Origin of the sequence: Novosphingobium sp., from assembly GCF_025351285.1 — a bacterium.
Taxonomy (GTDB): domain Bacteria; phylum Pseudomonadota; class Alphaproteobacteria; order Sphingomonadales; family Sphingomonadaceae; genus Novosphingobium.
In genome coordinates, this window is record NZ_JANXWG010000108.1 from 1 (window position 1) to 14,095 (window position 14,095).

At 62.5% G+C, this 14,095-nt stretch carries 15 protein-coding genes and 1 tRNA gene; 3 read left to right on the forward strand and 13 right to left on the reverse strand.

Going from position 1 to position 14,095, the window contains the following annotated elements; genetic code table 11:
* Positions 1 to 102 (forward strand): IS3 family transposase (locus tag Q0R16_RS19605; protein WP_366857042.1); only part of this gene is annotated, 102 nt, incomplete at its 5' end.
* On the opposite strand, the gene Q0R16_RS13720 is transcribed toward Q0R16_RS19605, so the two are convergent.
* The 5 genes from Q0R16_RS13720 to efp all read right to left on the reverse strand — a co-directional run bounded on the left by Q0R16_RS13720 (position 68) and on the right by efp (position 4,411).
* Positions 68 to 922, reverse strand: a complete 855-nt coding sequence (locus tag Q0R16_RS13720; protein WP_295637079.1) for a type IIL restriction-modification enzyme MmeI — start codon at positions 920 to 922, stop codon at positions 68 to 70. The genes Q0R16_RS19605 and Q0R16_RS13720 overlap by 35 nt on opposite strands.
* 405 nt (positions 923 to 1,327) lie before the next feature.
* A tRNA-Leu gene (locus tag Q0R16_RS13725) sits at positions 1,328 to 1,412 on the reverse strand.
* A gap of 61 nt (positions 1,413 to 1,473) precedes the next feature.
* Positions 1,474 to 2,772, reverse strand: a complete 1,299-nt coding sequence (locus Q0R16_RS13730; protein ID WP_295637081.1) for a site-specific integrase — start codon at positions 2,770 to 2,772, stop codon at positions 1,474 to 1,476.
* Between the two features lie 214 nt (positions 2,773 to 2,986).
* Complete coding sequence (locus Q0R16_RS13735) at positions 2,987 to 3,844, reverse strand: inositol monophosphatase family protein (RefSeq protein ID WP_295637084.1); 858 nt, start codon at positions 3,842 to 3,844, stop codon at positions 2,987 to 2,989.
* 3 nt (positions 3,845 to 3,847) lie between these two features.
* Positions 3,848 to 4,411 carry an elongation factor P gene (efp, locus tag Q0R16_RS13740; RefSeq protein ID WP_295637086.1) on the reverse strand — a complete coding sequence of 188 codons (564 nt, stop codon included), beginning with the start codon at positions 4,409 to 4,411 and terminating at the stop codon, positions 3,848 to 3,850.
* Between the two features lie 118 nt (positions 4,412 to 4,529).
* Here efp and Q0R16_RS13745 point away from each other — a divergent pair, with 118 nt between their 5' ends.
* Positions 4,530 to 4,964, forward strand: a complete 435-nt coding sequence (locus Q0R16_RS13745; protein WP_295637088.1) for a hypothetical protein — start codon at positions 4,530 to 4,532, stop codon at positions 4,962 to 4,964.
* Between the two features lie 3 nt (positions 4,965 to 4,967).
* Here the strand turns inward: Q0R16_RS13745 and Q0R16_RS13750 are convergent, their stop codons facing one another.
* The 4 genes from Q0R16_RS13750 to thiE all read right to left on the reverse strand — a co-directional run bounded on the left by Q0R16_RS13750 (position 4,968) and on the right by thiE (position 9,637).
* Entirely contained in the window at positions 4,968 to 6,941 is a 1,974-nt protein-coding gene (locus tag Q0R16_RS13750) for an oligopeptide transporter, OPT family (RefSeq protein WP_295637091.1), read from the reverse strand.
* 56 nt (positions 6,942 to 6,997) lie between these two features.
* The gene (locus Q0R16_RS13755) at positions 6,998 to 7,705 is read right to left on the reverse strand and encodes a M23 family metallopeptidase (protein ID WP_295637094.1); all 708 of its coding nucleotides are present in this window, start codon (positions 7,703 to 7,705) and stop codon (positions 6,998 to 7,000) included.
* A gap of 1 nt (position 7,706) precedes the next feature.
* The gene (locus Q0R16_RS13760) at positions 7,707 to 8,885 is read right to left on the reverse strand and encodes a L,D-transpeptidase family protein (RefSeq protein ID WP_295637097.1); all 1,179 of its coding nucleotides are present in this window, start codon (positions 8,883 to 8,885) and stop codon (positions 7,707 to 7,709) included.
* Positions 8,886 to 8,998: 113 nt separating this feature from the next.
* Positions 8,999 to 9,637: a thiamine phosphate synthase gene (thiE, locus tag Q0R16_RS13765; RefSeq protein WP_295637100.1), complete on the reverse strand. Its 639-nt coding sequence runs from the start codon at positions 9,635 to 9,637 to the stop codon at positions 8,999 to 9,001.
* Positions 9,638 to 9,710: 73 nt separating this feature from the next.
* Here thiE and Q0R16_RS13770 point away from each other — a divergent pair, with 73 nt between their 5' ends.
* Entirely contained in the window at positions 9,711 to 10,115 is a 405-nt protein-coding gene (locus Q0R16_RS13770) for a hypothetical protein (protein ID WP_295637103.1), read from the forward strand.
* Positions 10,116 to 10,130: 15 nt separating this feature from the next.
* On the opposite strand, the gene Q0R16_RS13775 is transcribed toward Q0R16_RS13770, so the two are convergent.
* From Q0R16_RS13775 to Q0R16_RS13790, 4 genes are all read right to left on the reverse strand, one after another.
* Entirely contained in the window at positions 10,131 to 10,619 is a 489-nt protein-coding gene (locus Q0R16_RS13775) for a hypothetical protein (RefSeq protein WP_295637106.1), read from the reverse strand.
* Between the two features lie 8 nt (positions 10,620 to 10,627).
* A complete protein-coding gene (locus Q0R16_RS13780) occupies positions 10,628 to 11,551 on the reverse strand; it encodes a fructose bisphosphate aldolase (RefSeq protein ID WP_295637108.1) in 924 nt (307 codons plus the stop codon).
* A 117-nt stretch (positions 11,552 to 11,668) separates the two neighbouring features.
* Positions 11,669 to 12,838 (reverse strand): acyltransferase, encoded by a 1,170-nt coding sequence (locus tag Q0R16_RS13785; RefSeq protein ID WP_295637112.1) that lies wholly within the window; start codon positions 12,836 to 12,838, stop codon positions 11,669 to 11,671.
* 18 nt (positions 12,839 to 12,856) lie between these two features.
* Positions 12,857 to 14,056, reverse strand: a complete 1,200-nt coding sequence (locus Q0R16_RS13790) for a phosphoglycerate kinase (RefSeq protein WP_295637115.1) — start codon at positions 14,054 to 14,056, stop codon at positions 12,857 to 12,859.
* Positions 14,057 to 14,095 lie beyond the last annotated feature (39 nt).

Genomic DNA, 14,095 nt, shown 5'->3' on the forward strand with positions numbered 1-14,095 from the left:
GCAGCGATCTTCCAGTACATCAACGGGTTCTACAACACGCGGCGGCGTCACTCATATCTGGCCGGGATCAGCCCGCTCGCATTCGAGGCCAAGGTGGCATAATGAGATAGGTGACCGGCACGAAACCGTTACAAGTCCAGACATCTTCGGCAAACATCGTGAACAGGCAGCGCATGAGGAAATCGGCGACGCGGGTGGGGTTCTGTTCACGCTTTTCTAGGCGCTTGGAGAGTTCGGCCAAATGCCCGGCAATCTCCCGCGTGACGCGCGCGGCCTCTTTCGAGGGATCGAGGCTAATGGGGGCGGTCCAGATGCTAGCAAGGCGGGTGCGGACATCCGGGTCGCGCAAATCGTCAAGTGCGATGCGAAAGCGGGCGGCGTCGGGGAACTGGGTGTATTGCTTTCCGGTGCCGCTGAAATCGGCATAGACGTCGATGCAGTGGCCAACGTCAGTGACAAGCAGGAATGGCGGCCAGCCATGATCGATCGGCAGTGCTTTGGCATAACGTTCGGCTTGCCCACGCGCTTCGACCATCGCCTTTGACCAGGTGGGCGTACCGCGCTTGGCGGTGCCACGCTTGAAACGAGCGGCGGCAGTCTGCCCAAAAATGTCGAGGTCGGCTTCACCCATTTCAGCGGCCTTGCGGTCGGCATCGCTGCCTTGCTTGGCCTCCAGCACAAAGCAATGGCGCTTGTAAGCGTCGATGCGTCCGAAACTCTCGGTGCCGTCGGCTTCCTTCTGGAACACACGGCGCTCGAAAACATAGTCGTTGTGCGTGTCGTCGGCCCGGCTGCCCTTTGGCGGATCAACTCCGATCAGAGCGCAAAGGCCGTTCACGAAGCTTTGCGTGTTCGCGAGCTCGGAGCCGCCGGTAAGCGCCCATTCGGCAATGAAAGATTCTAATTTCTCTTTTTCTGACACGCACAGTGTTTAGCCATCGAAAGTCATTACCCGCAATCTACAAACGGGGCGGCAGATCATTTGGCTTGGGTATCCCCGGCTGTCACAACCAAATGGCGCATTTCTGGCGTACCGGCAGCTGTCGATCGTCCCGCATGATCGATAGAATGGCATTCTATCGATCACGATATGTCGATTTGTTGATCGATGGAGCGGGCGCGTAACGATCAGAGAGCCAGAGCGTCGCTGCGCGGCGTCAGTTTGTGGCGATGGCTGCATCCCGGATGGTCTGCCAAGTGCCAGCATGACAATGCCGTTCGGTTGTCATTTCGCGCAGCGGATCGTGGGTCGTTCGACCCAATTCGATCCGCTGATGCAGGCTCCTGTCCACCGTGCAGTGGACTTTACGGAGCCTGCTATCTTGGATGGTGCGGGCGGTGGGAATCGAACCCACACTCCTTGCGGAACGGGATTTTGAATCCCGCGCGTCTACCAATTCCACCACGCCCGCGCTGATGGATGCCTATAGCGAGCCGATCAAAATGTGCAATGTGAAAAGCGAACTACTCGACCTATTTCGTTGGTTTCAGGGCCTTCTTCCGTGCGGCAACTGGTGCGGGTCGGGCTTTCCGAACATTGACAGCAGAAGCGTCAATATTGTTCTTTAGATGCCGCCCGTAATATTTCTCGATCATCTCAACACTTGTTCGGCAATTCTTCGCGACCTGATAAATGTCAGCGCCTTCGAGCAAGCGAAGGCAGATATAGGTATGCCGCAAGCTGTAGCAGGTCCGGATATGCCCATCTCGGTCGAATTTCAGATTCAGCTCGTCGAGAACAGTATTCATCAATTCGCGAGGTGATTTCCCAAACACGCGGTCCGTCGGCTTGAGCTGTTTGCGCTTGCGAACCCGCTCGAACGGCAGGATCGCACCGGGCATCGACTTGCAATAGCCAACCCCGCGCTTGCCGCGCACTTCGATCTCCAAAATGCGCTCGCCGGTCGATTCGTCGTCCACGATCTTGACGTCGCGCAGCTCAAGGCGCGACGCCTCATCCGGGCGCAGCCCGGTGTTGCCCATGAACAGGACGTAATCGTGGAACGTCTCGCAAACCTCTCGCCAGCGCGGCTTGGGCGGGTTCTTCGCCCGCTCGCGCGTCGCCTCGTAAAGCATCTTGTATTCCTCGGGAGAGAACCAGGCGCGATGCTCTAGTTTGCCGGACGTCTTGTAGGGCGCGGACATATCCGGAATCGCCGCGATCCAACCCTTGCGATTTGCAGTCTTCAAAATCTGACGAAGCGTCACAATCTCATGGTGCAGGGTCGCTCGGGCAGGCCGCTTGGGTTTGCCGGTCTTCACTTCCATTCGCGACGACTGGCGGTGCAACCGATATTCCTGAACCTTGCCAGCCGTGATGTCCTCAAGCGCCGTCTCACCGAAGAACGGCATGAGATGAACCCGGATAATGTCGGACTTCGATTTCACATATCCGGCGTTGCGCTCGCCGAGAGTGATGACCTCGAACTCATTGGCGAAGGCGGTCGCGGCATCCTCGAAAGTTGGGCCAGTCGGCGCGCGGGGTCGCCCGGTCCTGGCCGACCGGTCGACTGGCATTTCGGGTTCGACATTCTCTGGCTGGACGGGACCGCCAGCCAAGCGGACGCCACCGCGTCGGCGTTGGCGATCTTCGACGCACCGCTCCATGTACCAGTCGCGGGCAAAATCCTTGGCCGCAGCGAGGCTGGTTTCCTTGGTCGTCTGCCGGTGATTGCGGCTGCCAAGGTAAGTCGCGCACTGCCAGAAGCGGCTGCCCTCACGCCGATAAACGTGGAGCGCCCCATCCATCAAAACATAGCTTTCAGCGGGCATTTCGAAAACTCCAAAATGTGTAAGACTTGTGTAAGTCTTTTTCGGAGTCTCGACCTTAGCTAAACCATTAGTTTTGCTGGGTAATTGCCTACTTTTCTTAGGTATAACCCAATTTTGAGTCGAACGCGTCTACCATTCCGCCACAGGGGCACAGGCCTTACGGCCTTGTTGCGCGCGCCTCCTAACCGGAGTGCGCGCGGTCTTCAAGCCCTGCTCACCTGGCAGGAGCGCGAGCAGCGGGCTTCATCGTCCCGGCCACCAGCTTGTGCAGCTTGGAATGCAGGCCGTCGTTGCCGGCCAGCACGGTTTCGTCGCAGATCGGCTGCGACCGGCCCTGATAATCCGATACGAACCCGCCGGCTTCGCGCACCAGCAGGCACCCGGCAGCCGAATCCCACGGCTTCAACGCCGATTCCCAATAGCCATCGAACCGCCCCGCCGCGACCCACGCCAGATCGAGCGATGCCGCACCGAACCGGCGGATACCCGCCACTTCAGGACCGATAGCGTGATAGATCCGCGTCCATTCGCCCATATCGCCACGGCCCGAAAACGGGATTCCGGTGGCAATCAACGATTCGTCGAGATGCCGCCGCGCCGAAACGCGCAGGCGCCGATCCTGCAACCACGCGCCGCGCGTTTTCTCCGCCCAAAAGCTCTCGTCGGTGATTGGCTGGTAAACGATGCCTGCCACGACATCACCCCAGCCCCCATTGATCTTCTTGTTCCCATCCAGACGCGGCTCCTGCGCTGCGATCGAGATCGCAAAATGCGGGATGCCGTGGAGGAAATTGCTGGTGCCATCGAGCGGGTCGACGATGAAGCGCGGCTTGTCCTCGTCGCCCAGGATCTCGCCGCCCTCTTCCATCAGGAAGCCCCAGCCGGGCCGGGCTGCGCGCAGCTCGTCCCAGATCGTGCGTTCGGCGGCCTGGTCGGCCTTCGAGACGAAGTCGGCCGGCCCCTTGCGGCTGACCTGGAGATGTTCGACTTCGCCGAAATCGCGGCGCAGACGCGTGCCGGCCTTGCGTGCCGCACGCTCCATCACGCGAACGAGACCCGATACTGCTGACATGATTCAGCTCGCCTTGCCGACGTAAGTGCGCTCGTAAACGTCGACGATGATCCGCGTACCGCTGGCGATAAACGGCGGCACCATCACGCGCACGCCGTTGTCGAGCAGCGCGGGCTTGAAGCTGGACGATGCGGTCTGCCCCTTCACCACCGCGTCGGCCTCGACGATCATGGCTTCGACCTGTTCGGGCAAGGCCACGCTGATCGGCCGATCGTCGTACATTTCGAGCGTGACTTCCATGCCGTCCTGCAAAAACGCCGCGGCATCGCCGACGAGATCGGCGGGCAGGTTGATCTGCTCGTAATTTTCCTGGTCCATGAACACCAGCGCATCGCCATCGATGTACAGGAACTGGAAGTCCTTGGTGTCGAGCCGCACGCGCTCGATCGTGTCCTGGCTGCGGAAGCGGACGTTGGTCTTGCGGCCATCGATCAGGTTCTTCATTTCCACCTGCATGAACGCGCCTCCCTTGCCGGGCTGGGTATGCTGGGTCTTGGCGACCTTCCAGATGCCCTTTTCGTATTCGATGATGTTACCGGGACGGATGTCCACGCCGCTGATCTTCATGATGGAAAGAGCCTTCGCATAATCGGAATCCCGGAAGGGACTTCATGCCGCAAAGCGCGCGCCTTAGCTGGCGGAGTCGATTGCTTCAAGCGCCAGCACCATGCTAGCGGTTTGGGCCATGCCAAAGCTTGTCCATCTCGCGCCCGCCCTGCTGCTGCTGTGCCTCGCTGCGGCCCCGTTGCACGCGGCGCCTGGGGGCGAGCTCGGCACGGTAAAGCTGGGCAAATGGTTCTGCGAATTGCCCGGCGATGCCGCGACGCCGGCTGCACCCGTTCCGGCCGAAAGCTTCACCACTGTGCCCGATTCGACTTATATTACGGGCGATGACGTGGCGGGGAGTTACCTGCTGCTGGGCGACGTGCTGGTGATGACCACCGGCACGCTCAGCGGGCATCGCTTCCATCTTGAATCCGCCGCGACGGTCCATCGCATCGATGCCCAGGGCAAGGATATGCCCTTGCGCTGCGTGCGCGCGGGCGACCCTGCGGCGAACCAGTTCACCCGCGCCGGAGAACCGGGCGAGATCGCCCCCGCTGTCAAACCCGCAGGCTGACGTTCAGCCGCTGACCAGCGCGCTGGCGTCGCGACGCATCCGCCAATAGGCATAGCCGACGATCCCCGCGAACAGCGCGATGCCGAAGGGCGTCGCTGCGGCGAAGCCCTTCCCGAGCGCCAGAACTTCGGGGTCGTTGGTCGCTGCCACCACCGCCGCGAACACGATATTGAACAGGCTGTCGCCCACGATCAGTCCGGTCGCGGTCAGCACGCCCATGCGTTCGGCGAAGGCGGGGTCTTTCTGGCGTTCGGCCCAGCGGTTGTAGAGATGCCCGGTGACGGCGCCGACGATCACCAGCAGCGTCACGTCCATCGGCAGATACATGCCCATGCCGACCGCGAGCGGTGGCAAGGACCCGCGCTTGCTTGCCGTCAGCGCAGCATCGATGGCGATCGCAACTGCACCGATCGCGGCGCCCAGCCCGACCAGCCCCCAATCGAGATTGCCGCCCAGCACGCCTTGCGCAATAGCCGAGATCAGCGCGGCCTGTGGTGCGGCCAGCGCGTTCGGACCCGCTCCCGGCGCGCCTTGGAAGCCGAAGGTGGTGTTGAGCAGTTCGAGGATCGGCGGGATCACCGCCGCGCCGAACAGCACGCCCAGTACCAGCGCCACCTGCTGCCGCCACGGCGTCGCGCCTACGAGTTGCCCGGTCTTGAGGTCCTGCAAATTGTCGTTGGAAATCGTCGCCACGCCGAAGATCAGCGCGGTGACGAACAGCGCAAACGCCACCAGCGCCTTGGTCGCCGCCGCATCGCCGCCGCGCCCGACGAGCAGCACCAGCAGCAGCGAAATGCCCAGCGCCGCCAGAATGCCGACCCCCGAAACCGGGCTGTTCGACGCGCCGATCAGCCCTGCCATGTAGCCGGTTACCGAGGCGATCAGGATGCCGGCGATCAGCACGTAAACCACCGAAACTGCAATCGAAAGCCCCATCACATGCGCCAGCGGCCCGCCCGATGCGAAGCCCGCCAGCAGAAACGCGATCGGCACCATCAGCACCACGATCGTCGCGCCGACCAGTCCGATCGGCAAATCGCGCTCGGTCAATTCAAGCGATTCGTAGCCAGCTGCCCCGCGCTGGCGTGATGCCGCCATGGCACCCGCGATCCCTTTTACGATCGGCCCGATGACGCGCAACAGCGTCCAGATCGCGGCGACACCGATCGTGCCCGCGCCGATGAAGCGCACTTTCGCGCGGAAGACGGTCGAGACGAAAGCGGCCATGTCGGTCCCGGCCGGTGGCCCGCCCGCGGTCATCACCGGCAGGATCGCGACGAAGCTGATTACGATGCCGGCCAGCATGGCGATGCCGACGGCGAGCCCGACCAAGTGCCCGACGCCAACCAGCGCCAGCGAGAACCCGGCCGAAAACGTGGTTCCGCCTGCGCCGATCTTCATGGTCCAAGCACTGCCTTCGGGTGCCAGCTTGAGCTTGGTCATCAGCGGATAGAACGCCGCCAACAGCCCTGCCACGGTCACCGCCGCCAGCCCGCGCCGGTTTTCCTCGGCCCCGCCCACGCCCGCGCCAACCTTGAGCACTTCGGCCGCCGCCACGCCTTCGGGATAGGGCAGGTCCGAACCGGTCACCAGCGCGCGCCGCAGCGGCACCGAATACATCACCCCCAGCACTCCGCCGATTGCGATCACCGCCACCGATTGCCAGTAAGGAAACCCGCTCCACCACCCGATCATCACCAGCCCGGGCAGCACGAACACGATGGCCGACAACGTCCCCGCCGCCGAAGCGATGGTCTGGACGATGTTGTTTTCCTGGATCGTCGCGCCGGCAAACGTCCGCAGCACCGCCATCGAGATCACCGCCGCCGGGATCGAAGTGGCAAACGTCAGGCCGATTCGCAGCCCGAGATAGACGTTGGCCGCGGTAAACACGACCGTCAGCACCGCGCCGAGGAGCACGCCCCGCAGGGTCAGTTCACGTGGGCTTTCGGTCTCGGTTACGGGCGCGCTGGCCATCGGCAAATCTCCTTATGCCACGGCATAACGCGCTTGCCTCAAACCACAATGGCCGCTCAGCGCCCGCCGAGATACCGATAGGGATTGATCGGCCGCCCCTGCCACCAAGTCTCCCCGGCCGCCAGGACCATGATCGCAAAGTGCAGGTGCGGTGCCGCGGGATCGGCATCGCCGGTCGATCCGACGAACCCGAGCACTTGGCCCGGGGTAACGGGCATGCCGTCGGTCAATCCGGGGGCGTAGCTGTCGAGGTGCGCGTAGTAGTAGATCGCCTTGCCGTCGGGTGAGCGCTCGTAAACCGTGTTGCCGCCGTTCTTGGACGCAAACAGTTTTGCCACCGTTCCCGAAGCCGCCGCCAGCACCGGCGTGCCACGTGGGGCGAGGATGTCGATCGCATTGTGCGCGCGCGAGCCATCGCCCCGAGATTGCGTGTAATTGTCGGCCAACTGGTTCGCGGCCACGCTCTGGACCGGCATCTTCAGCCCCTCGCGCGGCGCAACATAGACGGCCGGACCGTCGTACAAACGGGCAACTCCTGCTCCGCGTTGCGGCGCCGTAGCCGCCCGACTGCCTGACCCTGCCTGCGCAGCGCCGGGCAGCACCGGGGGCGGGTTTGCTGCCTCGCTGCGCGGCCAGTAGAGCACCATGAACACGATCCAGAACACCGACGTGACCAGCGCCGAGACACTGGCAGTCTTGAGCCGCTTGCCGAAACCATAGCGCGGCACCGGCCGCAGCGGCGGCTGGTCGTTGCGGTCGGTCACCTCAGGCCTCAAACGACACCGCCGTGCCGACATGGACCATCTGCGCCAGCCGCACCGCGTCCCAGTTGGTCAGGCGCACGCAGCCGTGGCTTTCGGCGCGCCCGATCGTTTCGGGATGCGGCGTGCCGTGGATGCCATAATGCGGGATGTCGAGGTCGATCCACACCACGCCGACCGGCCCGTTCGGCCCGGCAGGCAGCAGCGCCTTCCTGGCGGTCGACTTGGCGTCCCAGAACAGCGCCGGGTTGTAGTGAAATTGCGGATTGTGCGAGATGCCCTGGATTTTCCACTGGCCCAATGGCAGCGGATCGTGAGTCGAACCCATCGTCGCGGTATAGACCGCAACCAGCTTGCCGGCATCGTCGAACGCCGAAAGCGTGCCTTTCGACTTGCTGACCACCACTTTGTCGACCTTGGGCTGAGCGGTGCCTACGCCGAGCGCGGCCAATGTCCGGCCCCAGGACGCATCGCTGACCGCGCCTTGATCCACCGCATCGCCACCAACGTTGGGAACGCGGATCTGCTGGCCTGAGCGAAACATCGAAGCGGGCACCTGCTGCGCCGCTGCGCCATCGGACGTTCCGGACGCCGAACCGACGGGGCCTGGTACTGCGTCTGGCGCCGCCGCCGCCATGCCGACCGGCACGCCGTTCGGGTTCAGCAGTTTCAGCGTTTCGATCGTGGTATGGAACCGCTCAGCCAGCTTTTCGTCGAGCGTTTCATAACCAAGCGAGGTCATTTTTGCCTGATCTTCGGGCGATTTGGCGATCTTTTCAAACGGCCCCGCGGCGAAGTCCGCCGGGATGGTGACCACGCGCGTTGCGGGGATGTTGTTGAACCTGCTCAGCGCCGCCAGCGTTGGCTGATCGAGCGTGCCGGTCGCGGTCAACTGGTTCGCCTGCTGGAAGCCTGAAATGGCATTGCGCGTGGAGAGGCCCGGCTTGCCGTCGACCACCCCGGGGGTGAAGCCCAGCCGATCGAGCACCACTTGCGCCTGCATCATCGGGCGCTGTTCGGGGTCGGGGTAAGGCTGATCGAGCTTGGCGCCTACCACTGCATCGCGCGCGGCAAGCGGGTCGGCCCCGGTGGATGCGGCTGAGGCCGAGCCAGCCACCGCAGTGGACGTGCCCGAGGCATTGTCCTTCTGGTCGCCCCCCACCTGGAAGTGACACGCCGTCAACGCCAACAACGACGCGCCTATGAGAATGATGCGCAAGGGAAACTCTCTCTGACATGAGACGCAACACGTGCGCCGGCCTGGACAGAGAAACGCGCGAAGCCCCGATTGGCTCCTCAGCCGCGCGGGGCGGTGGTGATCGCTTCGTGAAACGCCTTGACCGCTGCGGCGACACCGGCGGCATTGCCCTGCCCCCAGACCGCGTGGCTTGTGGCCAGGAAGTCCGCGCCGGCGGTGACTAGCGGCGCGCAATTGGCGGGCGTGATGCCGCCGATCGCCACGCAGGGGATTTCGAAGATCTGCGACCAGAAGCTCAGCAATTCCAGATCGGGCTGGTGAGTGGTGTCCTTGGTGGACGACGGAAAGAACGCGCCGAACGCGACGTAATCCGCGCCCTGTTCACCCGCTTCCATCGCCATGTGGCGGCTGTCGTGGCAGGTCACGCCGATCTGCGCCTCCTTGCCCAGTTCCTCGCGTGCGTCTTTCACCGAACCGTCCTGCTGCCCCAGGTGCACGCCATCGGCCGCCAGCCGCTTGGCCAGCGACACCGAATCGTTGACAATGAACGCGGTATCGTGATCGGCGCAAAGCCGCTGCAACGGTTCCGCCAGGGTGGCGCAAGCGTGATCATCCAGCCCTTTCACGCGAAACTGGAACGCTGCAACCGGCCCGGCATCGAGCGCGGCCGCCAGCAGATCGGGAAAGGCACCGCCGACTTCGAGCGGCGAAACGAGATAGATTTGGGTTTTGGCCATGGCGCGCCCTAGCGCCTCGCGGGCCTGGCGACAATTCGGGAACGGTTCATCGGCGCCTGTCATGATCGTGGCCATGAAACAGCCGATCACCACCATACTCGCCGCGCTGGTCCTGACCGGCACCCTCGCTGGCTGCGCGTCCGCATCGGCGCGACCTGACGCACCGCATCCGCAAATTGCGGCGCTCGGGTCCACCATCGTGGTCGGCACGATGCGGATCACGCCGATTTCGGTGATCGAGGACAGCCGCTGCCCGGCGCGCGTGCAGTGCATCTGGGCCGGCCGGGTGGTTGTGCGTGTGACTATGTCCTCGCTCACCGCCAAGCTGACTCGCGAAATGACCATGGGCGAACCGGTATCGATCGGGGGCAAGGACGTGGTGCTGGTTGCGGTCACTCCGGCCAAGTCGGGCACCCCGACCAAACCCGCTGCCTACCGCTTCAAATTCGTGGTGCAGCCGGGCGCGATCCACATCTGAGCATTCGGCGCAGGCTTAGCAGGGGACCGAGATACCCTGATCGCGCAAGGCCCGGTCGAATTCGAGCGGATCGTCCAGCCGGATCGCGATTCGCCGAACCTGCTTCCTGCCGGGCAGCGCCGATTTCAGGTCGATGATCCGGTTGGGCCAGGCCACCGGCACCAGATTGCGGGTCGTTCGCGCCTTGATCTCGGCACCATCGCTGACTGCGCGTATGGCTGCGATCTCGGCAAGACGCAGGTCGATGTGGCGCATCGAGCCCATGTTGAGCCGCAGCACACCATCGCAAAGCCGGTGCGGCAGCCGCTTCCACGACGTGATCCACTGCACGAGCCAGACCACGCTCGCCAGGTTGAGCGCGGTCAGCGGCCAAGCGAGGCGCGGCCAATGCGTCGCTGCCATGAGGTGGACAACCAGCAGTTCGATCGTGGCCAGTCCGGCGAATACGCCGAGCATCGGCACGACGCCGCGGTGATTGTCGAACGTGACCGCAGGCTCGGTCACCGGACCGATCAGGCTGCGACTGGCGCCGTCTTTTGCGTCGATCCGCAGTGGATTTCATCGATCGCCGCGCCGAGCGAGGCGTCGAATTCATCTTCGGTCATCTGCGCGCGCAAATCTTCAAGCAGCGCGCGGCTGAAGCTGGCGATGATGCCGTGGTTCTTGGCAAGTTCCACGCAAGCCTGGCCCCGCGCATAGCCGCCCGACAGCGCCACCACGCGCAGCACGCGCGGATGCGCCACCAGCGGATCGAACAGCCCCGATTTCACCGGCAGGCTGAGCTTGAGCATGACCTTGTCGGTGCCGGGCATGCTGTCGAGCGCCTTGAGCAGTTCTTCGAGCAGGATCTGGTCGATCTCGGCGCGGGTCGGGCTCTTGATGTTCACTTCGGGCTCGAGCATCGGCATCATCCCGGCAGCGAGCACCTGGTGGCCGACTTCGAACTGCTGCGCGACCACCGCCGCGATGCCCTCGCGGTTGGCCGACTGGATCACCGAGCGTTCCTTGGTGCCGAACACGCCCAAAGCCTTGGACTTTGCCAAAAGCGCATCGAGGTCGGGCATCGGCTTCATCAACTGGACGCCATTCGCCTCGTCTTCCAGCCCCTTGTCGATCTTGATGAACGGCACCACGCCCTTGGCAATCAGCGCCTGCGGCACCGGCACGCCATCCTTGCTGCCGTCTCCAACCACTCCATCCATCGTGCGCTCGAACAGGATCGCGCCGATCACCTTGTTGCCATTGAACACCTTGCTGCGGATGATCCGGCAGCGCATGTCGTGGATCAGGCCGAACATTTCGTCGTCGCCCGAATACTCGTGCTCCTCGATGCCATAGCCCTTGAGCGCCTTTGGCGTCGATCCACCCGACTGGTCGAGCGCAGCGATGAAGCCGTTGCCCGCTGCGATCTGGGCGGTCATCTCGGAGGTGTTCATGGTCGGGCGGATCCTTGGGTTTGCATAGGTATGCACAAGTGGTTCGCGCTGCGCTTAGCGAGGCAAAAGCCGAGCCGCAACGGGGTCTATGCAATTGCGCGTGGCCAGGGTGCGAGCTCAGTTCGACAATCGGCAACTCGAAACTCGATGTGTCGAGCTGCCTTGTTCGGCCTTGTCAGCAAAAAGGTTGGACAGTCGGCGGCGAACTGGGGGGTCAATCCAAGTCGCTATCGACCAGGCGAGCGCGATTGAAGCTGCAAGGTAGATAAGCAGTGAAATCCCCGCTGTAATGGCAAATCGTTGTTCCAAATAGTACCAGGCAAGCCGACATAAAGTCGCGTGAACGGCATATAGAGCAAAGGATATGTTACCACCAAATCTTGCAATTTTTGCAACAACACCTTTTGGTTCTATTCGGCTTGCAAAGATCAAAATAACAGGAAATATCGCAAAGATACAAATCAAATCGTACCATAAACGCGCCATTCCCGACACCGAAATTGCGAAAATGCTAGCCAATAATACAATCAACAAAACCACCCAGTTCGAGATCCTGCGACCCTGCGATAAAGTCAGGCGTGCAATGACGACGCCAAGTGGAAATGAAAATGCCATCCGCATCAAGCCCAAATACCATACCTCCCAAGTCGGCCCTCGAATCAGGGGGGAATGATCTAACCCCAAAGCATCAGGAGAACCAACAAGGCGATATCCTACCAACGTGATTGCGATCGCAGCGACGGCGCAAAAAGCGAGGATTGCCATGTTAGAACGACGAACCAACAAGGCTGGCAAGGCCAGACCGGCAAGCATCTCATAAAACAACGACCAGGCGGGCATATTTGTTGGGAATAACGCCGGGCTGAACGGTGCAGGCAACATGAAAAGGTTGAAGAATACGCTTGTCGTCAATTCAAACCAGCTTATCGATGCTTGCCAGTGCCGCAAAATTCCGAAAACCGTATAGCAGGCGCCGAATAATAAGCCGATAATATAGATCGGGAATAGACGGATCACCCGTATTCGCGCGAACTCAATCTGATGTCCACCACCTTGCAACCAGCTTCCATAAGTCCGCATCAACACGAAGCCTGACAGCAGGAAGAAGAAATCTACGGCCAGATAACCGCCTGAAATCAATCCACCACCGAAGTGATGAGCGGCAACCGACAGCGCGGCTATGCCGCGCATACCATCAAGGGTGACGTAACGATGTTGTTGAGACCGCGTTGAGACATACGTGGAGTCGGCAACAATCGTGTCTTCTATCGCCAATTGACTATGCATTTCATCACATTGGCGTAATTACCGTTGCAGTGCAACAACGCCGGGCAAGTCCTTGCCTTCCATCCATTCCAGGAAGGCGCCGCCCGCAGTCGAGACATAGCTGAATTGATCGCCCACGCGCGCCTGGTTGAGCGCGGCCACTGTGTCTCCACCGCCCGCTACCGAGACCAGCGAGCCTTCGCCGGTCAGCGCCGCAGCGGTGCGCGCCAGCGATACGGTGGCGGTGTCGAACGGCGGGGTTTCGAATGCACCCAGAGGCCCATTCCACACCAGCGTGCGGCAGGTTTTCAGCACATCGGCCAGCGCTTCGGTGGCGGCGGGGCCGATGTCGAGGATCATCTCGTCGGCTGCGACTTCGTGGACGTTGCAGGTGCGCACCGATGGCGGGTTGGGCGCGAATTCCCTGGCCACCACCACATCGTAAGGCAGGTGGACGGTGCAGCCGGCGGCGTCAGCGGCGGTCAGGATTTCCTCGGCAGTGCTGGCCAGATCGTGCTCGCACAGCGACTTGCCGACATCGACACCGCGCGCGGCGAGGAAGGTGTTGGCCATGCCGCCGCCGATGATGAGGTGATCGACCTTGGTGACAAGGTGCTTGAGCACGTCGAGCTTGCTTGAAACCTTGGCGCCGCCGACCACTGCCGCGACCGGCTTCGCTGGCTTGCCGAGCGCCTTTTCGAGCGCTTCCAGTTCGGCCTGCATCGCGCGGCCGGCGTAAGCGGGCAGCACGTGCGCGAGGCCTTCGGTGGTAGCGTGCGCGCGGTGCGCGGCGGAAAAGGCATCGTTGACGTAGAAATCGGCGTTGGCGGCGATCGCCTTGGCCAGGTCGGGATCGTTCTTTTCCTCGCCCTTCCAGAACCGTGTGTTTTCCAGAATGCCGATGCCGCCCTCACCCAGGATGCCGATCGCCTGCGCCACTACCGGCCCGGCGATTTCAGGGATGAACATCACTTCGCGGCCGAGCACGTTGCGCACGGTTTCGACCACCATGCTCAACGATTGCGTCGAGACGCGCTCACCCTTGGGCCGGCCGAAGTGCGCCAGCAGAAGAACTTTCGCGCCTGCATCGGCGAGTTCGAGGATGGTTGGCACTGCGGCGCGGACGCGGGTATCGTCGGTGACCCGGCCGTCCTTCATCGGCAGGTTGAGATCGACCCGCACCAGCGCGACCTTGCCGCGGATGTCGCCGAGATCGTCGAGCGTCTTGAAATTGGTCATCCAAAAACTCCGTTCGTGTCGAGGGGCGTGGGGGACACC